Source organism: Halomonas sp. M4R1S46, assembly GCF_025725685.1.
Classification (GTDB): domain Bacteria; phylum Pseudomonadota; class Gammaproteobacteria; order Pseudomonadales; family Halomonadaceae; genus Halomonas.
Genome location: NZ_CP107008.1, coordinates 3,502,435 through 3,527,291, shown reverse-complemented (window position 1 = coordinate 3,527,291; position 24,857 = coordinate 3,502,435). Strand labels below are relative to the sequence as shown.

21 protein-coding genes are annotated in these 24,857 nt (G+C 64.4%); 13 read left to right on the top strand and 8 right to left on the bottom strand.

Annotated elements, in window-relative coordinates; translation table 11 throughout:
- Window positions 1-166: 166 nt before the first annotated feature.
- The 10 genes from OCT48_RS16275 to OCT48_RS16235 all read left to right on the top strand — a co-directional run bounded on the left by OCT48_RS16275 (window position 167) and on the right by OCT48_RS16235 (window position 9,167).
- Window positions 167-1,159, top strand: a complete 993-nt coding sequence (locus OCT48_RS16275; protein ID WP_263590179.1) for a Kelch repeat-containing protein — start codon at window positions 167-169, stop codon at window positions 1,157-1,159.
- A 102-nt stretch (window positions 1,160-1,261) separates the two neighbouring features.
- Window positions 1,262-1,435, top strand: coding sequence for a DUF427 domain-containing protein (locus OCT48_RS16270; RefSeq protein ID WP_263590178.1), 174 nt, complete (start codon window positions 1,262-1,264; stop codon window positions 1,433-1,435).
- Window positions 1,436-1,463: 28 nt separating this feature from the next.
- A complete protein-coding gene (locus OCT48_RS16265) occupies window positions 1,464-2,618 on the top strand; it encodes a carbohydrate kinase family protein (protein ID WP_263590177.1) in 1,155 nt (384 codons plus the stop codon).
- Between the two features lie 38 nt (window positions 2,619-2,656).
- On the top strand, window positions 2,657-4,060 hold the full coding sequence (locus OCT48_RS16260; RefSeq protein WP_263590176.1) for a toll/interleukin-1 receptor domain-containing protein: 1,404 nt from the start codon (window positions 2,657-2,659) through the stop codon (window positions 4,058-4,060).
- Entirely contained in the window at window positions 4,057-4,764 is a 708-nt protein-coding gene (locus OCT48_RS19630; protein WP_412031019.1) for a hypothetical protein, read from the top strand. Before OCT48_RS16260 ends, OCT48_RS19630 begins: the two co-directional genes overlap by 4 nt.
- A complete protein-coding gene (locus OCT48_RS16255) occupies window positions 4,761-5,351 on the top strand; it encodes a 7-cyano-7-deazaguanine synthase (protein ID WP_263590175.1) in 591 nt (196 codons plus the stop codon). The genes OCT48_RS19630 and OCT48_RS16255 overlap by 4 nt, the downstream gene beginning before the upstream one ends.
- A 1-nt stretch (window position 5,352) precedes the next feature.
- Window positions 5,353-5,817: a TIR domain-containing protein gene (locus OCT48_RS16250; protein WP_263590174.1), complete on the top strand. Its 465-nt coding sequence runs from the start codon at window positions 5,353-5,355 to the stop codon at window positions 5,815-5,817.
- 45 nt (window positions 5,818-5,862) lie between these two features.
- Window positions 5,863-6,429 carry a hypothetical protein gene (locus OCT48_RS16245; protein WP_263590173.1) on the top strand — a complete coding sequence of 189 codons (567 nt, stop codon included), beginning with the start codon at window positions 5,863-5,865 and terminating at the stop codon, window positions 6,427-6,429.
- Window positions 6,426-7,871, top strand: a complete 1,446-nt coding sequence (locus tag OCT48_RS16240; protein ID WP_263590172.1) for a tetratricopeptide repeat-containing protein — start codon at window positions 6,426-6,428, stop codon at window positions 7,869-7,871. Before OCT48_RS16245 ends, OCT48_RS16240 begins: the two co-directional genes overlap by 4 nt.
- Window positions 7,872-7,937: 66 nt before the next feature.
- The gene (locus tag OCT48_RS16235; RefSeq protein WP_263590171.1) at window positions 7,938-9,167 is read left to right on the top strand and encodes a tetratricopeptide repeat-containing protein; all 1,230 of its coding nucleotides are present in this window, start codon (window positions 7,938-7,940) and stop codon (window positions 9,165-9,167) included.
- 131 nt (window positions 9,168-9,298) lie between these two features.
- Here the strand turns inward: OCT48_RS16235 and OCT48_RS16230 are convergent, their stop codons facing one another.
- From OCT48_RS16230 to OCT48_RS16210, 5 genes are all read right to left on the bottom strand, one after another.
- On the bottom strand, window positions 9,299-9,730 hold the full coding sequence (locus OCT48_RS16230; protein WP_263590170.1) for a TIR domain-containing protein: 432 nt from the start codon (window positions 9,728-9,730) through the stop codon (window positions 9,299-9,301).
- A gap of 78 nt (window positions 9,731-9,808) precedes the next feature.
- Window positions 9,809-12,076 carry an exodeoxyribonuclease V subunit alpha gene (gene recD, locus OCT48_RS16225; RefSeq protein ID WP_263590169.1) on the bottom strand — a complete coding sequence of 756 codons (2,268 nt, stop codon included), beginning with the start codon at window positions 12,074-12,076 and terminating at the stop codon, window positions 9,809-9,811.
- Window positions 12,073-15,891, bottom strand: coding sequence for an exodeoxyribonuclease V subunit beta (gene recB / locus OCT48_RS16220; RefSeq protein ID WP_263590168.1), 3,819 nt, complete (start codon window positions 15,889-15,891; stop codon window positions 12,073-12,075). Before recB ends, recD begins: the two co-directional genes overlap by 4 nt.
- The gene (gene recC, locus OCT48_RS16215) at window positions 15,888-19,583 is read right to left on the bottom strand and encodes an exodeoxyribonuclease V subunit gamma (protein ID WP_263590167.1); all 3,696 of its coding nucleotides are present in this window, start codon (window positions 19,581-19,583) and stop codon (window positions 15,888-15,890) included. Before recC ends, recB begins: the two co-directional genes overlap by 4 nt.
- 60 nt (window positions 19,584-19,643) lie before the next feature.
- Window positions 19,644-20,600 carry a LysR substrate-binding domain-containing protein gene (locus OCT48_RS16210; RefSeq protein ID WP_263590166.1) on the bottom strand — a complete coding sequence of 319 codons (957 nt, stop codon included), beginning with the start codon at window positions 20,598-20,600 and terminating at the stop codon, window positions 19,644-19,646.
- A gap of 169 nt (window positions 20,601-20,769) precedes the next feature.
- On the opposite strand from OCT48_RS16210, the gene OCT48_RS16205 reads away from it, so the two are divergent.
- Window positions 20,770-21,630, top strand: a complete 861-nt coding sequence (locus OCT48_RS16205) for a DMT family transporter (RefSeq protein ID WP_263590165.1) — start codon at window positions 20,770-20,772, stop codon at window positions 21,628-21,630.
- 53 nt (window positions 21,631-21,683) lie between these two features.
- Here OCT48_RS16205 and OCT48_RS16200 read toward each other — a convergent pair whose 3' ends face one another.
- Window positions 21,684-22,187 (bottom strand): HPP family protein, encoded by a 504-nt coding sequence (locus tag OCT48_RS16200; protein ID WP_263590164.1) that lies wholly within the window; start codon window positions 22,185-22,187, stop codon window positions 21,684-21,686.
- 95 nt (window positions 22,188-22,282) lie between these two features.
- Here OCT48_RS16200 and OCT48_RS16195 point away from each other — a divergent pair, with 95 nt between their 5' ends.
- Together OCT48_RS16195 and OCT48_RS16190 are read left to right on the top strand one after the other, a co-directional pair.
- The gene (locus OCT48_RS16195) at window positions 22,283-22,873 is read left to right on the top strand and encodes a TetR/AcrR family transcriptional regulator (protein ID WP_263590163.1); all 591 of its coding nucleotides are present in this window, start codon (window positions 22,283-22,285) and stop codon (window positions 22,871-22,873) included.
- A 73-nt stretch (window positions 22,874-22,946) separates the two neighbouring features.
- Window positions 22,947-23,435 (top strand): metallophosphoesterase family protein, encoded by a 489-nt coding sequence (locus tag OCT48_RS16190; RefSeq protein ID WP_263590162.1) that lies wholly within the window; start codon window positions 22,947-22,949, stop codon window positions 23,433-23,435.
- Window positions 23,436-23,457: 22 nt separating this feature from the next.
- Here OCT48_RS16190 and OCT48_RS16185 read toward each other — a convergent pair whose 3' ends face one another.
- Window positions 23,458-23,850 carry a carboxymuconolactone decarboxylase family protein gene (locus tag OCT48_RS16185; protein ID WP_263590161.1) on the bottom strand — a complete coding sequence of 131 codons (393 nt, stop codon included), beginning with the start codon at window positions 23,848-23,850 and terminating at the stop codon, window positions 23,458-23,460.
- Complete coding sequence (locus tag OCT48_RS16180; RefSeq protein ID WP_263590160.1) at window positions 23,847-24,830, bottom strand: aldo/keto reductase; 984 nt, start codon at window positions 24,828-24,830, stop codon at window positions 23,847-23,849. The genes OCT48_RS16185 and OCT48_RS16180 overlap by 4 nt, the downstream gene beginning before the upstream one ends.
- Window positions 24,831-24,857 lie beyond the last annotated feature (27 nt).

Genomic DNA, 24,857 nt, shown 5'->3' with positions numbered 1-24,857 from the left:
GCCTCGGCTCAGTGTACCGCCTTGACGGGGCGTCCACCGCTCCTGGGCAGGATCGAGCGGCCAGCGTCGAATATTCGCCTGCTAGGCTGAAGGGAGGTTCCCACACCGCCGCCGGGAGGACGCCAGGGAACCAGGCGCGCGAGACAGCGGCGGGAGGAGGTTTACCATGCCTTGCAGAGCACGCTATGCCCATGGCGGCTGGCTGGGCGTCGCCCTGGGGCTCTGCCTGGCGGCCCCCCTGGCCGTCGCCGAGGTTTGGGAAGCCAGCGGTGAGTGGCGCCGGATGGCACCGCTACCCGAGGCGCGCACCGAGGTCAGCGTGGCCACCGACGGCGAGCGCATCTTCCTCGCCGGCGGCTTCCAGCAGGCCGGTGAGCGCGACGCCACGGCGCCGCGCACGCTCTTCGTCTATGACCCCGGCGACGACCGCTGGGAGGCCCTCACGGAGCTGCCGCGTGGCGTCAATCACGCCGGCTTCGAGTATCACGACGGCCGGCTCTACGTGATCGCCGGCTACGACGAAGCCAGCTTCACCCCCACCGACGCCTTCCATATCTACGACATCGACACGGATAAATGGCGCCAGGGGCCGGCGCTCCCCACCCCGCGGGGCGCCTTGGCCACGGCCGTGCTCGACGGGCGCATCCACGCCATCGGCGGCACCACGCACGGCCGGGAGGATGTCGGCGTCCACGAGGTCTACGACCCGCAACGCGACGCGTGGAGCCGGCTCGCGGCCATGCCCACCCCGCGCAACCATCACCGTGCCGCCGAGATCGACGGTCGCATCGTCGTGCTCGCCGGCCGCGACGACTCTACCTTCCGCCTGACCACCAACGAGATCTACCACCCGGAGGACGATCGTTGGGAGGAGGGCGCCCCGGTGCCCACCGGGCGCAGCGGGGTCGCCGTGACGGCGCTCGACGACTGGGTCTACCTGTTCGGCGGCGAGACCTTCACACCCGAGCGGCGCACCTTCGACGAAGCGGAGCGCTACCATCCGGAGGAGGACCGCTGGGAGCGCCTGCCCGCCATGCCCACGGCCCGCCACGGCCTGGATGCGGCGGCGGTGGAGGGGGCCATCTACGTCATCGCCGGCGGCCCGGAGGCCGGCTTCGCCTTCTCCGACGTCAACGAGCGGCTGATTCCCGATGACTGAAGCTCGCCTCTCCGTTGATCCCATGCATGGGACAAACCATTCTTTGGTGCTAGGCTGAATCTCACAACCATAACGACATTGCCCATACGCAGGGATGGCACCATGGCAACGGCTTCCACCGAGCCCCGCATCACCCTGCACCCGCACGACCGCCGGGTGCAGGTGACCATCGGCGACACCCTGCTCGCCGACACCACCCGTGCCGTCGAACTCCGCGAACGCAGCTATCCACAGCGGCAATACGCTCCACGCGACGATATCCGGATGGGCCTGTGAACTTCAAATCTTGCGTCGGAGAAAGCAAATGCATATAGCCGGCGGGCTTTACCGCGAGTTGTGCTGTGTACCCTTGTGGAATGCTGTGTTTGGCTCAGGAGGCCGTGCAGCGGCAGCAGTTTCGGCTCTTTCAAAGAGCAGCACTCTCCACGCTTACTCACAAAATTTTGGCAGTGAAGATGCCATGTCACTAGAGATGCTGGGGATCGATATATGCCTCAGCCCGCGTCCAACTGATATTGTTGTTGCATACTTCCATACGCTTTCACGACCAAACATCCAACCTCCTCCTGATGAGATCGAGCGTCAGCCACCGCTTCAAGTTAGTGGGGAGGCCGTGCTGCGCTTCGGGTTTCTCGAAGGAGATGCCATTGTAGATGCGCACCGCGCCGTCTACGACCCGCAGACTTGGCGAAACCCGGCCTCGTTTAGCGAGAATGGTTCGGTCGCGAGAGAGCTGGCGATTGTGCTCAATGAACTCGAGCTTCGATCTGCGACGGGGATTGATGAGCTTAGCTCAGCAGCTTCGCGCCTCATGGAAAGCGAGGGCGCTACCGTCATTGTCGCTAAAGGAGGGGTTCGAGGTGCAATGGTTTTTGAAGGTGGTAGTCGTGCTGCACACGTCCCTGCCTACCGCTCGTCGCGTGTGTTCAAGATCGGTACTGGCGACGTATTCAGCGCGATTTTTGCGCATTATTGGGCTGAGGGGGGGCTGCCGGCGATGGAGGCCGCCGATATGGCTTCGCGTTCGGTCGGGGCCTACTGTAGCTCCAGTCGGCTGCCACTCCAAGATGACATACTTCGTTATCAGGTGCCGGTAAAATCTGCTGCTGCAGGTATGGTCGCGCTTGAAGGTTCGATCGACACAATTGGGCAGCGCTACACCATGGAAGAGGCGAGGTTCTTACTGCGCGAGCTCGGCGTAGAGGTCACTAGTCCGATATTGGATGGCACCACCTCTAGCACCTCCACCGCAGCGGTACTCGTGCTAGCTGACGGGCTTGGTGAAGAAGCTGCCGAACTGGCACAGTGCGCAAAAGCTGCGGGAACCCCTGTTGTGGTTCTTCATGAAAGCGGGGCGCGAGCAATGAGCACATCAATCGGGGAGGCCGGTGTTACGATTACCGATGATTTTGTCTCAGCGCTTTATTTTGTCGCTTGGGCCGCAGCAGAGCGCGTCTAACTTAAAAATAAAAAACTCAGTTGGAGTTCAAACAGCGCATGGCAGATGTCTACATCGTATACGCGAGTGAAGATCATATGGTTGCCGAAAAGCTGCACGGACTCCTTTCGGAGCGTTGGGATGCCTGGTGGGACGACAAGATTACCGGGCCCTTTGCTAAGGCAATTGAGACGGAGATTCCGAAGGCGGGCTGCATCGTTGCTCTTTTCTCTGCCTCCTCGCGGAACAAGGGCACTGTCACGGATGAATTGAGACTTGGCGAAAAGAATAACATTGAGCTCCTGCCCGTCCGACTTGATGACAGTGATCCGCCCTATTCCTTCGGTTCTTATAGTTGTACCGACCTCCGAGGCTGGAATGGTGAGGCCAATCATCCCGGATTTTTGCAACTGCAGCGGCGTTTAGTAAGCGTTGTTCCGCCTAGAGACAGGCCTCAAAGGCCACCCGCGATTGCCAACGGCAAGGTGTTACTACCGACACTCTTTCTGTCAGTCTCGTCGCATGAGACGCAGCTCGTTCCGGGTGAGGCTCTGCAGGCGCTCCGTGTCTTTGAGGCACCGACTATCCTCATCTCGGCCTACGATTTGGTTGCCCGGCGGAAACCACAGGCATTGATCGACGAACTAACGGAGTACCGGAAAAATGGCGGATTTGTTCTGGTAGACTCTGGAAACTACGAAGCGTCCCGCTTGGGCACTCGGAGGTGGAAGAAGCATGATTTAAAAGAGGTGCTTACTCAGGTCCCGCATGACTGGGCATTCTGCTTTGACATAATGAAACCAAAACAAAATCCGGACCGCGCCATTGACGAGATCGTCAAGGCGGTAGAGCATGACAGGTCATTCACTGACGCTTCTGTACTCCCGATTATACACGCTCCAAGTCAGAAGAAGGGAGGATACAAGCTCGGCCACATTCCACGGATCGCCCGCGAAGTCGCAGATCGGCTTGAGCCCCAGCTCATCGCCATTCCGGAACGCGAGCTTGGCCCCGGCCTTATTGCTCGCGCTAGAATGGTCCAATCTATTAGGGAAGAGCTGAGCAAGCTGCCCTTCTACCAGCCTCTCCATATTCTTGGAACGGGGAATCCTTGGAGTATCGCGGTCCTGGCCGCTGCGGGTGCAGATACCTTCGACGGCCTCGAATGGTGCCGGATGGTAGTCGATCGCGTCTCGCACCGGCTCCATCACTTCCAGCATTTTGACTTCTTCAAATTTCAGACTGAGGTGACCGATTCATCTATCGCAAGAGAAGCACTAGAAGATCCGGCTGTCGATTTTGGTGGTAAGGTCGCGTTTCATAATCTAGATTACTTCACCAGCTTTGTGGAAGATATGAGAGAAGCTGTTCTTGAGGATAATATGGAGGCATTTGTGGTAGGGTTGACCGGATGGGATATGGTCAGTCACCTTAAGAAACAGATCCCGGGGCTATTCAAATGAACGCATACGATTCCAGGAAACTGTCGAGTGCCGTCGCGGCCATTTGCCCGGACGTCCGGGCTCGTGTGGCCCAACCCGCCAAGCCGCCGGACGAGCGGCGCTTGTGGTGGGAATTGTCATCTTGCGTCTTGAGCAGCCAGGTTCCCTACTCCCTCGCAGTCGCTGCTGCCGACGCGATCGATGCTGAGGGACTCCTCCTTGCTGAATGTTGTGATTCAGAGTCACTAACACAATGCCTCGTCGAGGTGCTGAGCATGCCCCTATCAGTAGCGGGTCGGCCCCGCTCATATCGCTTTCCTGTGGCACGCGCCCGGCACTTGGCTTCAACCCGTGCAGCAGTCACTTTGGAGGCAGGTTCGCTTCGTGCTCTTGTCGGGAATTTTAGCGATCCCTCACAAGCCCGAGCTTGGTTCGTTGCTTACGCGCCGGGGATGGGGCCTAAACAAGCGAGTATGTTCTTGCGCAACGTGGGTGTGAGTTACGATCTAGCCATCCTCGACCGACACGTACTGAATTACATGACAGCACTCGGTATCTATTCTGGAACTAATCTTTCTATAGCCAAGCTTGCTAAATACCACCAGTCTGAGGCCGTGCTCCGCGATCATTCCAGCAACCTAAATTGCCCGGTGGGCCTGCTGGATTGGGCGATATGGATTGTCATGCGTGTGGCGAGCCGAAAAGTGGAGCCTGTTAAAATATGAGCATCGTCACACTTGTTTCGGGTGGGCTCGATTCGACCCTCGCCGCTAAGCTCGCGCAGGAAGAAGGTCTGCGCCAGCACCCATTGTTTATCAACTATGGCCAGCGATCCTGCAACCAGGAGTTGGCGGCCTGCCACCGGGCGATGGCCGGACTGAACTTGCCTGAGCCAAAGGTTGCGGACCTCTCCGGCTTTGGTATGCTTATTCGCACGGGCCTCACTGACGTCAATCTTCATATAGTCGAAGATGCATTCACGCCTGGGCGCAACATGTTATTTCTCTTGACGGCTGCGGCCCATGCATACCAAGTTGATGCCGATGCCGTCTCAATCGGGCTTCTCCACGAGGATACTAGCCTGTTTCCTGACCAAACCCATGCATTCCTTCGTGATGCCGAGCGCATGATTGCACGCTGCATGGGCAGAAGCATCAGAGTGCTCGCTCCGCTCGCTTCCTTCCACAAATCGGACGTTGTCGCGCTCGCCCACGGTAAAGGTATAAGGGATACCTATTCTTGCCACATGGGTGGAGAAGAAGCCTGCGGTGGATGCATCGCGTGCAACGAGTTCAAGTTTGAGGAGACTTGAGATGGGTGGTAGCAGTGGTGGTGGGTGGAATAGACTTGGGGACATACGGGCCCTTGAGGAGAAGGCAAGAGCGGCGCTCCAAGGCGGAAAACGAAATGTATTCATCAGTTTCGCGACTGAGGACATGGATGAGGTGAACCTGCTTCGGGCCCACGCGAAGAATGAGAACAGCGATATCGAGTTCAGCGACCACTCAGTACGTAAACCTTATGACAGCGAGCAAGCAGAATATATTAGACGTAAGATTGGGGAGCGAATCGCCCGCTCTTCAACCACTGTGGTTTATATCTCAGAGAACACAGTACAGAGCCGGTGGGTTTCTTGGGAAGTCCAGAAGAGCCTTGAGCTCGGTAAGCGCGTAATTGCGGTCCATCCAGGCGAGGGTTTTGAGGGAAGGAAGCCCGACTGGCTCGCCGGAAATATTAAGATTGTACCATGGGCCAAGCTGGCTGATGAATTGAAGTAGTAGGAGGTATATCTTGCTAAGAAACCCTATATCGAGCTTTATGTTATGAAAGTTCGTAGCTCCATTACACCTTCTGTTGCGGTTCTCGCTGGTCGGCGGATTGACGCACAGGATGCTGATGTCTTGCGCTTCCCACTCGCAGAGGCCGAACATGTAGCCTATAAGATTTTCCGGTGCTTCCAGCAGGAATGCGTCGAACATCTTATCTGTTCAGCTGCATGTGGCGCAGATATTATCGCCCTAGAAGCAGCAGAAAAGCTTGCGATCCCAGCCACGCTTGTGCTTCCCTTTACTTCCTGTATCTTCCGTGAAATATCCGTAACCGACCGACCTGGAGGCTGGGGTGAGCGCTTCGACCATTTGGTGGCGTTGGCTCGCGACCGTGGTGGTCTAATCGAACTCGGGTTAGACGTCAGCGATGAACGCGCCTTTTCTGCAGCCAATGACCGGATCATTCAAATAGCGAGCACAACCGGAATCTACCGGCGACTCGCTTTTGTAGTCTGGGAAGGTCTGTCCCGGGGGCAGGGCGATTCTACCGCTGAATTCCTTGACATGGCTCTCTCGTGTGGTTTCGAAAGGAGAGTCGTGTTGACGAGGAGAGAGCATTGAGGATCAAGGACAAACTCCTTCGCCTTTTCTATGGTGCCGACACGATGGCGGTGGCCGAGAATCTTTGTGAACCTTCTCTTGTTGCCAATAGGAACGTTGGTGGTCGCGCTGCGATTGTATTCGTCCATGGCTTTCATGGTGACGTGGTTGCGACGTGGGCGTCATTCGTAATGCAGTTGCTCAGCGATAACCGTTTGAATGACTGGGACGTCTATAGCGCCGGCTATCCGACAAATCTTTCTATTGATCTTCCTATTTGGACCTCGGATCCAGAGATTCGCCTGATCGCTGCTGGGTTGGCGACGAAGTTGAAGCACACTCCACTTGACCAGTACGGAGCTGTTGCCCTCGTCGCCCACAGCATGGGAGGGCTCGTTATTCAACGAGCAATCCTCGATTGCGAAGAACTGGGACAGCGACTGACACATGTAGTGCTCTACGGAACTCCAAGTGCGGGTCTATCAAAAGCGGTTGTTGGTGCTCGTCTTAAGCCACAGGCTAGAGATATGCGCGCCGGCAGCAGTTTTATAACTGGGCTTCGTAATGAGTGGAAGGAGAGGATTGGTGAGTACCCACCCTTCTCGTTTACTGTCGTTGCAGGAGAAACCGATGCCTTTGTCCCAGCGTCGTCATCGATTGATCCTTACCCACAGGCGCAACAGGCTGTTGTGCCGGGCAGCCATCTTGAAATAGTGCGGCCAGATTCAACTGACCACCCTTCCTATCAGCTACTGTATAAGACGCTGACCGGCGCGCGTGGGGCCCGTAGCGCTGTTGAAAGTGCAAGACTGGCGGTCGAGCATAATGAGTTCGATCGTGTGATCGAGCTCTTGATGCCGGGCAGGGAGGGGTTAGACTCTAGCGCCATCGTTACCCTTTCGCTTGCTCTCGAAAGTGTTGGCCGAAAGGACGAAGCAATGAACGTTATCGAGCAGTGGAACCGCTCTAGCGGCAGCTCCTCGCTTGATCCGATTGGTGTATTGGCGGGGCGGTTGAAACGTTGTTGGCTCGTCTCGCGCCAGCAACGAGACTTGGATCGGGCACTTGAGCTTTATACTGAGGGGCTGGAGCGAGCCGAGTCCGTCTCCGATCATCGCCAGGCTTATTATCATGCTATTAACTTGGCTTTCCTTCTTCTAGAGATGGGGCCGCCTGATGGACCTGTCCCTGTTGAGGTAAAAGATCTTGCGAGAAGAGCTCTTGATCACGTAGATGCATCGCATGAATCCCAGTGGAGTTTAGCCACCAAGGGAGAGGCTAGTCTTATGCTCGGTCAGCTAACGGCTGCTGAGGATGCCTATCGAATGGCTCGAAAACAAGCGAAGATGCTACGTGAATGTGATTCTATGTACATGCAGGCTGTGACGGTCGCTGCACGCGTGTTCGGCGAACAAGGCACAGACGCGATAGAAAAGATTTTTGGAACGGACAAGGATTGCTAATGTTAGATTGGTCACAGATGGAACGTTGTTACAGTTTAGTTAGCATATAAAAACGTCGAGGCGAGTATGAGAGACAACCGGAAGCTGTGCTTCGTGGTGATGGGGTTCGGCAAGAAAACTGACTTTGAAACGGGAAGAACGCTTGATCTCGATGCAACCTACGAAGGGATTATCCAGCCTGCGGTTGAAGCAATAGGGCTGCGCTGTATTCGTGCTGACGAGGTCATGCATTCCGGCATCATCGACACTGAGATGTACGAGATGTTGCTGCGCGCCGACTTGGTAATTGCTGATATCTCTACTGGTAACGTTAATGCTATTTATGAGCTGGGCGTCCGCCATGCGCTACGGCCGAATTCGACCCTAGTGATGAAGGAGGACAAAGGGCGACTTTATTTTGACTTAGACCACGTCAGCACCTTCCAGTACCAACATCTTGGAGAGGATATCGGTGCACGCGAGGCGGTACGTGCGTCGCGTGAGCTGCGGAGCCTTATCGAGGAGGTGCTCGTGGCTCAGCAGCCAGATAGTCCGGTCTATACCTACCTCCCTAAGCTGCAGCAGCCTCAGCTGACCGATGATGAATTTGCCGAGCTCCTAGACGAAAAGGAAGCTGAGCAAGAGCGTTTATCCAGCTACATGCGGGCTGGCGAAACGGCAAGAGAAGACAGCCGTCATGGTGATGCCGTTACGGCATACATGGCCGCAGATCAGCTCAAGCCAAACGACCCATTCATTATTCAGCAGCTTGCGCTTGTCACCTACAAGTCTAAGCAACCATCCGAGTTCTCTGCACTTGTAAATGGGTTGCAGATTATTTCAGTTCTGCATCCTGAGAATTCAAACGACCCAGAGACACGAGGTATAACAGGAGCTATGCATAAGCGGCTATGGCTATTAACCGGAGACAAGGCTCAGCTTGATGCCGCCATTCTCCACTACGGACGTGGTTTTGAGTTTCGACGCGATTACTATAATGGTGAAAATCTTGCGGCCTGTTATGACTTTAGATCAAGCTTGCAAACTGATCCGGATGAAGCGAAATACGACCGGATGAGTGCGCGCAAGGTCCGAGAGGTGATTCTCACTGAGCTTGACGAAGCTTTGGCGCAACCATCTTTTGAGGAACGGCCTGACCGTCGATGGGTTTATGCATCGTTGGCTAATTGCTCATACGGTATTGGTAAGGTGGAAAGTGGTGAGGGCTTTGAGAAAAAGTTTCGGAACGAAAAGCCCGCTCAGTGGGAAGTTGAAACATTCGAATTAGGTAAGCAACATGCTTTAAGTGTTTGCTAAAAGTCTCAAGAGGTGTTATATAGGGAAAGTAACTGTTGGCAAGGAAGTGGCAAGAGATTGGCGTTTCTTCACGCCAGTCCCTTGCGTTGTTTTTGTGAGTACAGGGGTTAAATCTGTGAGTCAAGTTTTATCTACTTGTTGTAGAGTTCCCAGAGTCCAGTTACTACCGTTTTTTTGTTCCATCCAACGCTTTTTTCTGATGCTTCAGCAACAATGCTGGATTTTCGCTGTGACCCCCAAGGGTTGATGGCTAGAATAGGTTTTTTATATTCTCTAGCACCATCAATTTCTTTTTGAATCCATTTGCTGTAGTTGGCATACATTCCCGTTGGTATCGCAATCACATGACTTCTGCGAATCTGGTTAAATAAGGCCTCTTTTAACAGCTTGTCATTGGAGGCGTTATGGATGGGGTCGCTTTTTGGCACAGAGTAATCTTTGAAGTCCAGATCTGTATCCCCTGAAGACCATTCAATGTCAAATATCCACCCGGCTAGCGTGTTGTAGTGCCCGGAGTGGGCCCATGCGTGGCTAATGAAAACATGTATTTGCTTCGTGGCCATTAGTCCCCCTCGTTTGTGTGAAAGCTTGCACGCTTTTATAAGTACGTGTCTGAAGAGAAGTTTTGGCTTTTTGAGCGGCTAGTAATTTTCGATTTTTCCTTTGCTTAACCCACTCACCCTCGAAACCTTCCGTAACACTGCCTCATCCAGCATGCCGCGTCCAGTCTCCACCACGGTGAGCCAGTCGCGGGCGCGGGTGATGCCGGTGTAAACCAGCTCCCGCGTCAGGATGGGGTTGGGGGCGTCGGGGAGCAGCAGGGCGGTGTGGGTGAACTCCGAGCCCTGGGACTTGTGCACCGTCATGGCGAAGACGGTCTCCACCGCCTGCAATCGGCTGGGTAGCACCCATTTGATCCTGCCGCTGCCGTCGCTGGCGGGGAAGGCGACGCGCAGCAGCTTTCTGCTTGGCTGGCGGGCATCGGGCAGCGCCAGGGTGATGCCGATATCGCCGTTCATCAGCCCCAGGCCGTAGTCGTTGCGGGTGACCAGCACCGGGCGCCCTTCGAACCAGCCCTGTTCCAGCTCCAGGTCGCTGGCCTGGAGCCAACCGGCGCGGCGCAGGGCACGGCCGATGCGCGGGTTCAGGCCTTCGATGCCCCAGGGGCCCTTGCGGAGCGCGCAGAGCAACTGGAACCGGCCGTGGGCGTCGAGCACGGCGCGGGCCCAGTCGTCGAACGGCTGGCGGTCCTCGCCTTCGCCGAAGCTCGTCTCGCTGGGGCGCCGGGTGCGCAGCACCTCCAGGTAGTGGCGATAGCCGAGCGGCGGCGCCACCGGTTCGCCGCGGCGGTCGTGGCGGCCCTGGCCGCCGTCGACGAAGCCGGCCGGGTGGCCCTCCACCACCAGCTTGTCCAGCGCCGGGTCGTCGGCCTCATTCAGGCGCAAGCGGGCCAGGTCGGCGTAGGCCGGCGTGTGCTCGAATACCTCGCGCACGGCGCGGCGCTTCTCCTTGGCCGTATGGTCAGCATCCAGCGGCTGGTTGACCGCCTCGGCGAGCCGGCCGATGCCACTGGCGGCATCGAAGCGGTGGCTCACCCGCAGCATGGCGATGGCCTGGTCCAGCGGCTGGCCCTGCACGTCGCGGTACGGCGCGGGCAGCGGCGTGCCGGTGGCGGCCTCCAGCCAGTCGGCAGTCTCGGGCGTGTAGTGGCCGCCTTCGGCGCGCTGGCAGAGGTCGCCGAGCACGGCGCCGGCCTCCACCGAGGCGAGCTGGTCCTTGTCGCCGAGCAGCACGAGGCGGGCGCGGGAGGGCAGGGCGGTGAGCACCGCCGCCATCATCTCGATATCCACCATCGAGGCCTCGTCGATCACCAGCACGTCCAGCGCCAATGGGTTGCCGACGTGGTGGCGGAAGTGGCGGGTATCCGGGCGCGAGCCGAGCAGCCGATGCAGGGTGGTGACCTCGGTGGGAATGGCCTCGCGCAGGGTCGGGATATCCACACCCTGTTGGCCCACGGCGCCGGCCAGTTCCACCAGCGAGAGGCCCTTGACCTGCCCGGCGATGGAGTCGTTGAGGCGTGCGGCGGCCTTGCCGGTGGGGGCGGCCAGGCGGATGCGCAGCGGGCGCGCGCTGGGCGGGTCGGCGCGGCCCAGCGCCAGGGCCTGGAGCAGGGCGAGCAGCTTGACCACGGTGGTGGTCTTGCCGGTGCCGGGGCCGCCGGTGATCACCGCGAAGGGCGAGCGGGCGGCCAGGGCACAGGCGATTTTCTGCCAGTCGAGGGTGGCCGTGGTGGGGAAGAGGGCGTCGAGGGCGGTGGCCAGGGTGGCGGCGTCATCGGCAGGGGCATCCAGCCGGGCGGCGATGCGGGCGCGGATCTCCTGCTCGTACTGCCAGTAGCGGCGCAGGTAGAGGCGGGGGCCTTGGTGTTGATGACCAGGCGCGGTGGCGCCGCGCACCAGCGGGGTGTGGCCGGGGGCGCCCTGTGTGCCGTCGGCGACCAAGGCGGGATGAGTGAGCGCTTCCTGCCAGGCCACCAGGGTCAGGCCGCCGAGCACTTCGCTGGGCAGCGGCGGCGGGTCGCTGAGGTCGTCGCCCTCCGGCGGCAGCGAGAGGGCCAGGTCGGGGGCCTCCAGGGTCGCCGCCAGGTCGAGGCACACATGGCCACGGCCCAGCTGGTGGCTGGCCAGGGCCGCGGCGAGCAGCAGCGGCGCCGGGGCGTCGGGGACCTCGCGGTGCAGGAACACCGCCAGGGCGCGGTCCAGGGCACGCAGCCAGCCGCGCGCCACCCAGCGCTCGAGCAGGGCAAGCAGCGCCGCCGTGTCCCCCAGGGCGGGATGGGCCTCGGGGGGCTCTGGCTTGGGTGGCTCTGGTTCTAAAGGTCCGGGCAGGTCGTCGAACAGGTCCTTCATGCCGGCGCCTCCGCGTTCTGAGTGGTCGCCGTCGGCCCCTGGCCCTGGAAGAGCGCGTCCAGCGTCTCGATCAGCGCCCGCGGCGGGCGCTCGGAGTGCACGCCGCGGCCATCGCTGGTCGTGGCGGGGCCGACCCCGCGCAGGAAGACGGTCAGCGAGCCGCCGATATGGCGGTCGTAGTCGTAGTCCGGCAGGCGCGCCTTGAGCAGCCGGTGCAGGGCCAGCAGGTAGAGGGCGGCCTGCAGGTCGTAGCGCTTCTCGGCCATGGCGTCGCGCATGGCCGCGGGGGTGTAGGCGTCGTCGTCCGGCCCCAGGTGGTTGGATTTCCAGTCGAGCACGTAGTAGCGCCCCCGGTGTTCGAAGACCAGGTCGATGAAGCCCTTGAGCATGCCGTTGAGGGTGTCGGTATCGAGCGCCGGCCGCGCCGCGCCGGCGAGCGTGTAAGCACTCACGGGGGCGTCCAGCGCCAGGGTCGAGACTCGGTGTGAGGCGAACCAGAACTCCATCTCCACCTGGTAGGCGCCGAGCTCGCCGAGCCGCATCGCCCCGGCGTCGGGCAGCGGCAGCGGGGTTTCCAGCAGCCCGCCCAGCCAGCCGTTCAGCGACTCGAGCCAGGCGGTCCAGCCGCGCAGCTGGGTGCGGCGGGCCAGCATGTCCTCGCGCAGGGCGGCGTCCTCGCCGGCGCGGGCGAAGCCGTGCTGGCCGGCCCACTCCAGCAGGCCGTGGAGGAAGGTGCCGGGCCCCGGGCCGCGCGGGAAGCGGTGCAGGCTGTGGGTCCGGGGCGGGGTGGCGGCGTCGCGGGGCTCGTCCATCACCTCGAAGGCGGTGGCCTCCAGCGGCGTGCTGGGCTCGGGGAGGGTGACTGTCTGCCGGGCGCTCGTGGGTGAGTGAGTGCTTGCCGGGGCGCCTGGCGGTGCCTGAGCCTCCAGGGGCTGGGGTTCGAGGATGGCGCCGCTGGTGCGCAGCGCCGAGTAGCTGGCGATCCACCACTGCTCCCGGGCCGGGCGGCCGGGCACCCGGGCCTCGCCCAGTGCCTCGGCCGCTTCCGCCGGGGTGAAGAGCTCGGCGGTGGCGGGGGGCGCCGGCTGGAGGGCGATGGCGGGCTCGTTGCCCTGGAGGGCGGCCAGGGCCTCGCCCAGGGTTTCCGGGGCGATCGGTTCGCCGTTGCTCAGCAGCTGGCCCAGTGCGCCGGCTTCCAGCCCCTTGAGCGGGGCGATGCCCAGCCAGGTGGCGTGGCGGGCGCGGGTCAGCGCCACATAGAGCTTGCGCAGGTCCTCGCCCAGGCGTTCGCGGTCGGCGATGGCCAGGGTCGCATCACTGGCGGTGAGGCTCAGCCGCAGCCGTCCCTCGGCGTCGTGCCAGCGCAGCGGCGAGTCGTCGGCCTTGGTGGCGCGGTGGTTGCCGATGAACGGCAGGAACACCAGCGGGTACTCCAGCCCCTTGGACTTGTGGATGGTGATCACCTGCACCAGGTCGGCGTCGCTCTCCAGGCGCAGCTTGTGGGCCTCGCCCTGGTCGTCGGGGGCGGCGATGGCCTCGGCCAGGAAGCGGATCAGCGCATGCTCGCCGTCGAGCTCCTGGCTGGCGTGCTGCAGCAGCTCGCCCAGATGCAGCAGGTCGGTGAGGTACCTTTCTCCCTCGCTGGCGGGGCCGGCGGCCAGCAGCCGGCCGGGCACCTCGAAGTCGCTCATCAGCCGGCGCACCAGCGGCAGCACGCCCTGGCGCTGCCACAGGCGGTGGTAGTCGCGGAACTGCAGCACCCGCGCCTCCCAGGCCAGCTCGTCCTGCTGCAGGTGGTCGAGGGCGGCCAGGTCGAGCCCCAGGCTGGGGGTGGCCAGGGCCGCGCGCAGCAGGCGCTCGTCCTCGGGATCGGCGCAGGCGCGCAGCCAGGCATCGAGCTCGACGGCCATGGGCGAGGCGAACACCTTGTCCTTGTCGGAGAGGTAGACGCTCTTCACCCCGCGCCGGGCCAGGGCGCGGCGGATCTCGCGGGCCTCATTGATGCCGTTGACCAGCACCGCCATATCCGAGGGCGCCAGTGCCTGGAGGGTCCCGCCATCGCTGAAGCCCGCCGCGCCGCGCCGGCCCCGCTCCAGCAGGGTGACCATCTGCGAGGCGCAGCGCTCGGCCATCTCGCCCATATAGGCGGTCTTGGAGAGCGCCTCGTCGGCCTCCAGTTGCCACAGGGTCATGGCCGGCTGGGGTTGGCCGTCGACGACCAGGGCATCCTTCCGGCCTTTCGCCTTGACCGGCACGAAGGGCACCGGATTGCCGCCGTCGTCCTGCTTGAACAGGAAGGCCCCGGGCGGGTGGGTCTCGGCGAATGCGAAGCAGCGGTTCACCGCGGCGACCATGGTCGCGCTGGAGCGGTAGTTGGTGCCCAGGGTGACGTGGCGGCCCGCCGTGTCGCGGCGTGCCTGCAGGTAGGTGTAGATGTCGGCGCCGCGGAAGGCGTAGATCGCCTGCTTGGGGTCGCCGATCAGGAAGACGCCCGTGTCGTGAGAAGAGCCGCGGGCGTTGTCGGCCAGGCGGTAGACCCGATCGAAGATGCGGTATTGCACCGGGTCGGTATCCTGGAACTCGTCGACCAGCGCCACCGGGAACTGCTGGCGAATCCGCAGCGCCAGGGCCTCGGCCCCAGGGTCTGAGTGTGCCCCGGCCAGCGCCCGGTCGAGGTGGCTGAGCAGGTCGTTGGGGCCCATCTCGGCGCGACGCTCCTGCTCGCGCTCCAGGCGCGCCCGGCACCACTGCACGGCGTGGATCAGCAGGTCGGCGCGGGGCTCGGGCAGGGCGTTCAGTGCCTCGGGCAGCGCGGCCAGGGCCTCCCAGGCCTCCGGCACCGGGGGCGTGCCCTCCTTCCAGATCTCCGCCATGCCCGCCGGGGTCAGGCGCTTCCAGGCGGCGTCGGTGAGCGCCGGGCGGGTTGCCTCGCCCTGGCACCACTCGCGCAGGGCGCCCAGCCAGTTGGCGCGGCTTCGGGCATTGAAGCTCTGCCCCTTGAAGGCCTTGCGCTTGGCGGCGTCCTCCAGGGCCGGCACCAGTTCGTCGAGCCAGGCGGTCCAGGGCGCCTTGAGCTCATTGAGGCGGGCGTCGCGCTCGGCCCGGGCGGCGGCCAGGGTCTCGGCGGGGGGCGGGGCGCTGTGGCTAAGCGCGTCGCTTTCCGGCAGCAGCTTGCGTACGGCGGCATAGAGCGAGCGCCGGCCCTCGGTGGGGGCCTCCCAGTACTGGGTGATCTCGGCCAGCGCCTCGGCGTCCAGCGGGTAGTAGAAGCTGCGCCAGTAGTCGCGCACCACCTCCTGCTCGAGCTCGCCCTGGTCGGTCTCCAGCTCCAGCGAGAAGAGGCTGCCGCTGTCAAAGGCGTGCTCGCGCAGCATGCGGTAGCACCAGCTGTGGATGGTGGAGACGGCGGCCTCGTCCATCCACTCGGCGGCCAGCTGCAGGCGCCGCGCACAGGCCGGCCAGCCGGCCGGGTCGTACTGATCGCGCAGGGCGATCAGTAGCGGGTCCGCGAATTGGGCGGAATTGGGGTCTGTCCCCGATTGGAAGACCTCGGCGGCCTCGACCAGCCGGGCGCGAATCCGCTCGCGCAGCTCCTGGGTGGCGGCGTTGGTGAAGGTCACCACCAGGATCTCCGGCGGGGTCAGCGGGCGCGCAAAGGCCGTTTCGTCCTCGGCGTGGCGGGCGCCGAGCACCAGGCGCACGTAGAGCAGGGCGATGGTGAAGGTCTTGCCGGTGCCGGCGCTGGCCTCGATCAGGCGGCTGCCGTGCAGCGGAAACGTCAGCGGATCGAGCTCGACGGGCTGCGCATCGCTCATTTGCCATCTCCCCCGTTTTTATCCCCTTTAAGGGCCAGATAGAGCGGTGCCAGCAGCCGCTCGGTCAGCGTGGCGAAGTCGAGGCGCTCACCATCATCGGCCGGCGCGGCGGCCATCAGGGCGGTGAAGTCGGGCCAGCGGTGGGCCAGGTAGGGGTTGCGTTCGACCTCGCCGGCCACGAAGCCGTCGCCCTCGTAGGCCTTGCGGGCGGCCTGCCAGGCGTCGCTGGCGGGGCCATTGCTGGCGATCGAGCCGTCGTGCCGGTCGACCTTGCCGAGCCAGGCGAAGGCGGCCTCGACAGCCATCGGCAGCGGCTCGCGCATGCCGGCCTGCCAGGCGCCGATCAGCTCGCCGAGGCGCTGCCGGGCGGTGTCGGCCTCCAGCGGCGGCAGGGTGACGTGGCCGGCCTTGGAGAGCAGTTCGGTGGTCAGCGGGGCCTCGAGGTTGCCGGCCAGGTGGGCGACCCAGGGGCGCACCAGCTGCGCCCAGCGGTACTGGGGCCGGCCGCGGCCCTGGCTGATCAGGCTGCTGCTGAGCAGCAGCAGGCGGCAGCGCCGGCCTGCGTCGTCCACGTGCAGCTGGTCCAGCCAGTCCTCCAGCGGCGGGGCGTTGCGGGTGGGCAGTTCGAGACGCACCGGCTCGGGCTCTTCCACGGCGTGGGGCCAGGCGTCGAGCGCCTGACGGTAGGCCTCGAACAGCGCCTCCATGGGTTTGGCGAGGCTCTCGCGCATGCGCTCGGCGAAGGCGCCCATGGCCAGCACCCCCTGGCCCTCCAGGCGCATCAGGGTATCGTGGAGCGCCTGCTCCCGGGGGCGGCCCTCGTCGATGGCGAGGCGCTGGGCCTGTATCAGGGCGTCCTGCAGCTGCCAGTGGGTCAGGCCATCGAGGGTGAAGGGCTCGTTGTCGAGGCTGGTGACGTCCTCGCGCTCGAGGAAGACCTTGAGCCGGGTAGTAAAGAAGGCCTTGGCGGGATCCCTCAAGAAACTGCCCAACTGCATGAGCGTCATCGGGTTTTCCTGTTCGAAGTCGCCCAGTTGAGCGGCTTCCTCCGCTGGCGCAGCCTTGCTATGCACGTCGCGCCACTCATGGGCGTAGGTGAAGAGCCGCTTGTCGGCGACGCTGCGCGCATCCTGCTCCTGTGGGTTGGGAAAATAGGCGCGGCTGAACGGCTGCAGTGGGTGCTCGGTGGTCAGTGCGGCGAGCAGCTTTCCATCCTGAACGTCGCCATCCACGGTATGCCAACCGGCGGCCAGGTGGTCGCGCAGCTGGCCGACCAGCACCGAGGGCGGCTTCTCGGCGTTGTCGACGATGCTGCGGCCCACCCAACTGACATAGAGCTGGCGGCGCGCCGAGAGCAGCGCCTCGAGGAACAGGTAGCGGTCGTCCTCGCGGCGCGAGCGGTCGCCGGGGCGGTAGTCGCCGTGCATCAGGTCGATGTCCAGCGGCGGCTGGTGGCGCGGGTAGTCGCCGTCGTTCATGCCCAGCAGGCAGACCCGCCGGAAGGGGATGGCGCGCATCGGCATCAGGGTGGCGAAGTTGACCGCCCCGGCCAGGAAGCGCTGGGAGAGGCTGTGCTCGTCGATCTGCGCCAGCCAGTGCTCGCGCACCACCGAGAGGGGCAGTTCGCGGGTCAGGCCGGCCTCCCGGGCGCTCTCCTGGAACTCCTGCAGGCCCTGCTCCAGGCGCGCCAGCATCAGGCTGTCGGCGGCATCCTCGGCGCTGAAGCAGGCCTCCAGCAGCTCGCGCAGTACCGCCACCCAGCCCTCCACGTCATGCGACTCGCGCAGTCGATGCCACTGGGCCTCGAGGGTCTCCAGCAGCTGCGCCAATGGGCCGGCCAGGCCCGCCTCCAGGCCGCCGATATCGTCGAAGGGCTCGATGCCCTGCCAGGCACCGCCACTGTTGCCCACCGCGTAGCCGAGCAGCAGCCGGCGCAGGCCGAAGGCCCAGGTGTTCTGGGTGAGGCCCTCGGGCAGGTCGAGGCTGCCGCGCTGGCGGGCGTCGAGCCCCCAGCGAATGCCGGCGCCCTCGATCCAGCGGGCCAGCGTCGGCAGGTCCTCTTCGACGAGGCCGAAGCGGGCGCGCAGCGCCGGCACCTCCAGCAGGTCGAGCAGGTCGCTCACCGCGAAGCGCAGCTCTGGCAGGCGCACGAGCTTCTCCAGCGCCACCAGCAGCGGCTGGCGGTGACGGTCGGCCTGGTCGGAGAGGGTGAAGGGGATGTATCGCGGATCGTCGCTGGAGTGCTGCCCGCGCTCGTATTGACCGAAGACGGCCTGGATATGCGGGGCGTAGTGGTCGATGTCCGGCACCATGACGATGATATCCCGGGGCCTGAGCTCCGGATCATCGCTGAAGGCGGCCAGCAGCTGGTCGTGGAGGATCTCCACCTCGCGCTGGGGGCCGTGGGCGACGTGGAAGACGATGGAGTCGTCGCGGGTCGGGTCCACCGCCGGCCAGGTGTCGCGGGTCTCGGCCAGCGGGCGCAGGGCGCGGATATCGTCCTGCAGTTGCTGCAGCAGCAGGCCCGGCGAGTCGTCCGGCACGCAGGGCTCGAAGAGGTCGATGCGCAGCGCCTCGCGTTCGAACAGCCCCTCGTAGCGTTGGCTGTCGTCGTGCTCGTCGAGCAGGCGCAGGTAGTCGCGGCCCTGCTTGCCCCAGGCGGCCAGCAGCGGCTGGGCGTGGAGGTGCAGGGCCTCCTCGCCGTCGCCGTCGCCCAGCACGTCGAGGCGCTCGGGCATGCCTTGCTTGCGCCGCTGGCGCCGGCGTTCGGCCCTCAGCAGCTCCTTGTGCTCGATGATATCGGCCCAGTAGTGCTCGCAGGGGTTGTGCACGCAGAGCAGCACCTGGCTGACCCGGGCGATGGCGGCCAGCGCCTCCAGGGCCTGGCTGGGCAGCGAGGAGATGCCGAACACCACCACCCGGCGCGGCAGATCACGGGGCCGATTCTCCAGCGTGAGCGATTCGGCGGCCTCGAGGAAGCGCCGATGCACCCGGGCGCGGCTGGAGTCGATGCCGGCCGCGCCCTGGGCGGTGTCCACGTCGGCGCATGGCGACCGCCGCTGTTCCGCCACATCGTGGCAGATGGCACGCCATAGCGCGGGCTGCCAGCGCTGGGCCTCGTCCAGCGGCCGGGCCTCGCCGCGGGCGGAGATCAGCACGTCCTCGCCCGCCGCCCAGGCGTCCAGCCAGTCGGCGCGATAGACCTGGTACTGGTCGAAGAGGTCGGCGAGGCGTTCGGCGAGCTGGTGATGCTTGCGCAGGTCGGCGTCGTCTTCCAGGAAGCGCGCCAGGGGGGCGAAGGCCGGCTGATCGAGCAGCCCCGGCAGCAGGCGCAGCAGCCGCCACACCAGCCGCGACTTGTCGAAGGGCGAGGTGGCCGGCACCGCATCAACGTCGCCCTCGGCATGCTCCAGCACCGCCCGGTAGGCCTGCCACAGGAAGCGCGCCGGCAGGGTGACGTCGAGCGCCGCGGCGATGCCCGCGCCGCCCTGGGCGGGATCCTCGGCCAGGGCGAGCTTCAACCACTGGCCGATGCCGTTGCTCTGCACCAGGATCGTCTCGTTCTCCAGGGGGCCGAGCGGATGGCGCTTCATCCACTCCACCGCCAGGCAGCGCAAGGCCTCCAGGCGGTTGCCGTGGATGACCATGAAGCCGGGGGCGAGCTCGGGGCCCTGGCGGGCGGTGAGGGGCATGGCGGTTCCTTCGCATGGTCCGTCTGGGGGCCATGGTGCCATAAATGCCGTCTTGCAGTGCTACGAGCGTGCGGCCTTGCCGATCGTGTCTCGGTCGAACGCGGCGGCCTCGTTCAGCAGCCAGTCGATGAAACCTGCGACCGCAGGCGGTGCCTCCCCGGCCGGGGGCACCAGCAGGTCGTAGGTCATGGGGGAGGGCAGGACATGGCGCCCGCCGAAGGGGCGAACGAGCACCCCGCTTTCCAGCCGATCCATGGCGACCGGGTGATTGGCCAGCATGATGCCCCGTCCGGCGATGGCCTGATCCATGGCCAGGCCGAACAACGAGTAGCGGCGTTGCGGTGGGGTCACCCTGTCGCCGACGCCCGCGGCATCGAGCCACGCCTGCCAGCCGGGAAAGGCGATGCCCTGACGTGATTCCCAGGCGACTTCCAGCAGGGTGTGATTGGCCAGATCGGCGGGTTCCATGGGGCGATCTTCCCGCTCCAGCAGTGACGGGGCGCAGACGGGAAACAGCTCGTCGCCGAACAGGCGGTGACTCTTCACCTCCGGCCAGGGGCCACGGCCGTAGCGAATCGCCAGGCGAGCGCCATCGCCCTGCCAGGCGGGTATCGTCAACGACTGGCTGGCATCCAGGGAGATGTCGATACCGCCCACCCTGGCGTCGAAATCCGCCAGGCGGGGCAGTAGCCACAGCTGCATGAAGGACGGCGGGGCGCTGAGCGTCAGCATGGGGGCACGCCGCGCACGCTCTTGTGCGGCCATGACGCCGGCGGCAATGCGCTCGAGGCCGCTATCGATGTCCCTGGCCAGCTGTCGTCCGGCCTCGTTCAAGTGCACGCCATTGGCGTGTCGAGCGAAGAGCGAAATTCCCAGCCGCGCTTCGAGCTGCTTGATCTGACGGCTTACCGCGCCGGGGGTGACGCCCAAGTGGCTGGCGGCGCTCTTGAAACTCTCGGTACGCGCCGCCTCGGCAAACGCCCGTAGCGCATTCAGGGGGAGGCGCTCGATCTTCATGGGATGATTTTTCCTGAGCCTGGACCCCCAGATTAATCGTTTGGCGCCTGCGACCACAACTGCTCAACTTGGCACCATTCACTGCCAAGGGGGCAACATGCAACCTACCAAGCCGTTGAGTAATGCTATGGCACCGGGGGGATGCGCCACGGCGCGTCGGCACCTGGACATGCAGGCCAGTGCCTTGATGGTGCTGTTCTGTCTGGCGCTGGGGTTTCAGCAGGTGGCCATCAAGATGGTCGCGATGGATATCTCGCCGCTGGCACAGATTGCGCTGCGATCGTCTCTCGCGGCGTTATTGGTGGTGGCGCTGGCATGTCGGCAAGGCATTCGATTGGCCGATATTCGCGCCCACCTGGGACCAGGCATGCTGGTGGGGCTGGGATTTACCGCGGAATTCGTGTTCGTGGCATGGGGGCTGAACTACACGCTGGCATCGCATATGTCGGTGTTCCTCTACACGGCCCCGGTGTTTGCGGCCCTGGGGTTGCATCTGCTGGTGCCGGGGGAGCAATTGACGAGGCGCCAGTGGACGGGCGTCGGGCTGGCCTTCGGCGGGATGGTGCTCGCCATGGCGCCTGCCACCGATATCGAGAATGCCGCTGACATCCTGCGGGGCGATATCCTGGGGTTGCTGGCCGGCCTCTCCTGGGCCGCGACCACGCTGGTGATACGACGCTCTTCCCTGTCCGAAGCGCCACCGGTCCAGACGCTGTGTTACCAACTCGCCATCGCCGGGCTCCTGTTGCTGCCCGCGACCGCGCTGCTTGGCGATCTCGGCCGCCTCCAGGCGACCGGTGCCGTGGTGGCCAGCCTGGCCTTCCAGACGCTGGTGATCTCCCTGGCCGCGCTACTGCTCTGGTTTGCGTTGCTGAGGCGCTATTTCGCCTCGCAACTGGGGAGCTTCTCGTTCCTGTCACCCGTGTTCGGCGTGCTGTTCGGCGCGCTGCTGCTCGGCGAACCTTTGACGATCAATTTCCTCGTGGGCGGTCTCGCCTTGCTGATCGGTCTGCTGGTCGTGACGCGTTAGAGGGGCCCTCCGGTCGCTCAACGCGGGCGGCGCTGGCGCTGCCCGGGAAACCATTAGAGCCAATACGTCGGCCAGCGTCGCTCGGTTCCCAGGTTGTTGATCAGCAGCGCCACCAGCACCAGGCTCGCCGAGCCCGCCAGCACCGGCATCAGCAGGAAGTCATAGCCGACGGCGCCGGACATCATCACCACCAGCGGGTTGGCGCCCGCCGGGGGGTGCACTACCCGCAGCGCCTGCATGGCGGCGATGGCCACGCCGACGCCGACCGCCATGGCCAGCGGTCCGGCGCCCAGCACTTGCATGACGACCAGGCCGACCAGTGCCGAGACCAGGTGGCCGCCGACCACGTTGCGGGGCTGGGCCAGCGGCGCGCCCGGGGCGGCAAACAGCAGCACGCAGGTGGCGCCGAAGGGCGCCATCAGCAGCGGCACCTCGGTGAGCCGGGTCAGCCAGGCCACCAGGCCGATGCCGCTGATGCCGCCGATCAGGCCGGTGAGGATCTGGAGGGTATCGGGGCGCGCCGGCAGGGTGCCGCCGCCCTTCATCTTGTGGAGCATGGGAATCGCCTCGTCGGGGTTATGTACAGACAGGTCTGTACAGTAGTAGCATGAGCTCATTGAAGCAAGTCATCCGATGACGAGGAGGTTCGTTCATGGCCAAGCGCGATGACATCCTGGCGACGGCGACCCGGCTGTTCGGGGAGTACGGCTATCACGCGGTCGGTGTGGACCGGATCCGCGACGAGGCCGGGGTCTCGAAGATGACGCTCTATCACCACTTCGCCGGCAAGGAGGCGCTGGTGGAGGCGGTGCTGGCCCAGCGTCACGAACGCTTCATGGCCTCCCTCACCGAGGCGGTCGAGTCGGCGGGCACGGCGGAGGCACGGCTGCGTGCCGTCTTCGACTGGCATGCCCGCTGGTTCGCCTCCGAACACTTCCACGGCTGCATGTTCCTCAAGGCGACCGAGGAATACGCCCGGGAACCGGCCTCCCTGCTGGCGCTCTCGCGGCGGCACAAGGCCGGGGTGAAGGAGCTGGTCGAGGACATCCTCGCCGAGCTGCGGGGTGAGGCGGCGCCGGGGCTGGCGCGTCTCGTCCAGGTGACGCTGGACGGCATGATCGTCAACGCTTACCTGTTCGGGCCGGATGCCGTGGACGACGCCTGGGCGGCGCTGGCGCCCCTGCTGGGGCTGGATAGCCGGCCATTGAACCGCGAGGGCGAGGCGGACTGGACGCGCCCCTGAGCGCGCCGCCGTGCTGGCCTGCCCGGCCCATCGGCGTCACCATGGGATGAATCGCAAGACGGGAGCCTGCCGCATGGATACCGAGCGTTTCGAGCTCGACGCCCCGATCGGCGTGATCGCCGACACCCACGGCACCCTGCGCGACGAGGCACTGGCGCTGCTCGAGGGCTGCGGGCTGATCGTGCATCTCGGCGACGTGGGCGGCCGGGCGCAAGACGAGGCGATCCTCGCGCGGCTCGCCGAGCTGGCGCCGCTCTTCGCCGTGCGCGGCAACGTCGACACCGCGCCCTGGGCCGAGCGGCTGCCCTGGCACCGGGAGCTGGTGGTCAACGGCTGGCGGCTGCACCTGGTGCACGATATTGCCGCCTTCGATCCCGCCACGCCCTGCGACGCCGTGCTCCACGGCCACTCCCACAAGGCGCGCAACGAATGGCGCGACGGCCGGCTGTGGTTCAACCCCGGCGGCGCAGGCCGGCGCCGTTTCTCGCTGCCGCTGACCCTGGGCCAGCTGTGGGCCGACGAGACGGCCCTGCGCGGCGCCATCCTGCACCTACCGCTGTAGGCGCGAAACGACCCCCTCGCCGTCAGCGCTTCGCGTCCTGTGCCACGAAGGCCGCCTTGGCGGCGGTCATCGCGTTCATCGCCGCGGGAATGCCGGCATACACCGCCACCTGCATGACGATCTCGACCAGCTCATCGCGGGTCACCCCGGTGTGCAGCGCCGCGCGCATATGGAATTCCAGCTGGCCCGGCGCGGTGCCCATGGCGCCGAGCATCGCCACCGTCAGCATCTCGCGAGTCTTGAGGTCGAGGTTGTCGCGGGAGACGACATCGGCGAAGGCGAAGCCCAGCAGGATCTCGGTGGCGTCGGGATCAAAGTCGTCCAGGTTGCGCGCGACCCTGGCCGGGGCGCTCGGCTCCAGGCGCGCCAGCAGGGCCAGGGCGTCGTCGCGGCGACGGGAATGAGCATCGCTCATGCGTTCACTCCCTTCATGCCTTCCGCGGTATAGCGCTCGCCGGTCACCGGAAGACGGGCGGTGATCGCTTCCAGCCGCTGTCGCTCCTCCGCTGTCAGGGGGATGCTGGCCGCCGCGGCATTCTCCTCGAGATAGCGCTGTTGCTTGGTGCCTGGAATCGGCACGATATCGGGTCCCTTGGAGAGCAGCCAGGCCAGGGACAGCTGGGCCGAGGTGCAGTCTTTCTGCGCCGCCATGTCCGCGATCGCCTCGGCGATCCGACGGTTGGCCGCCATCGCCTCGTCCGTGAAACGGGGCAGGTGGGGTCGAAAATCGCCATCGCCGAACGCCGCCTTGTCCTGGAAGCGCCCGGTCAGGAAACCGCGGCCCAGGGGTGAGTAGGGTACGAAGCCGATGCCGAGCTCTCGGCAGGTGGGCAGCACCTCGTCTTCCACCTCTCGCGTCCATAGCGAGTATTCGGTCTGGACGGCGGTGATCGGATGCACGGCGTGGGCCCGCCGCAGCGTCTCGGCGCTGACCTCGCACAGGCCGAGGCGGGCGATCTTCCCGGCGTCGACGAGTCGCGCCAGCCCGTCGATGGTCTCCTCGATCGGCCGCTCGGGGTCGAGGCGATGGACATAGTAGAGATCGATCTGCTCTACTCCGAGCCGACGCAGTGAGGCCTCACAGGCCTCGCGGGCATAGGTCGCACTGTTGTCCAGGCTGCGCCGGTACTCTCCGGGATTTCGCACGATGCCGAACTTGGTCGCGATCTTCACTCTGGACGAGGTATTCGACAGGAAATCACCGATCAGGGCTTCATTATGGTGTGAGCCATACATGTCGGCGGTGTCGAAGAAATCCACCCCGAGATCGACCGCCCTGGCCAATACACGCCGGGATTCCCTGTCGTCGCGCGGGCCGTAGAATTCGCTCATGCCCATGCAGCCCAGGCCGATGGCCGAGACCGACAAGTCTTTTCCGAGTATGCGCCTCTGCACTCTTCATCCTCCTGGCCTGGTGAGTTG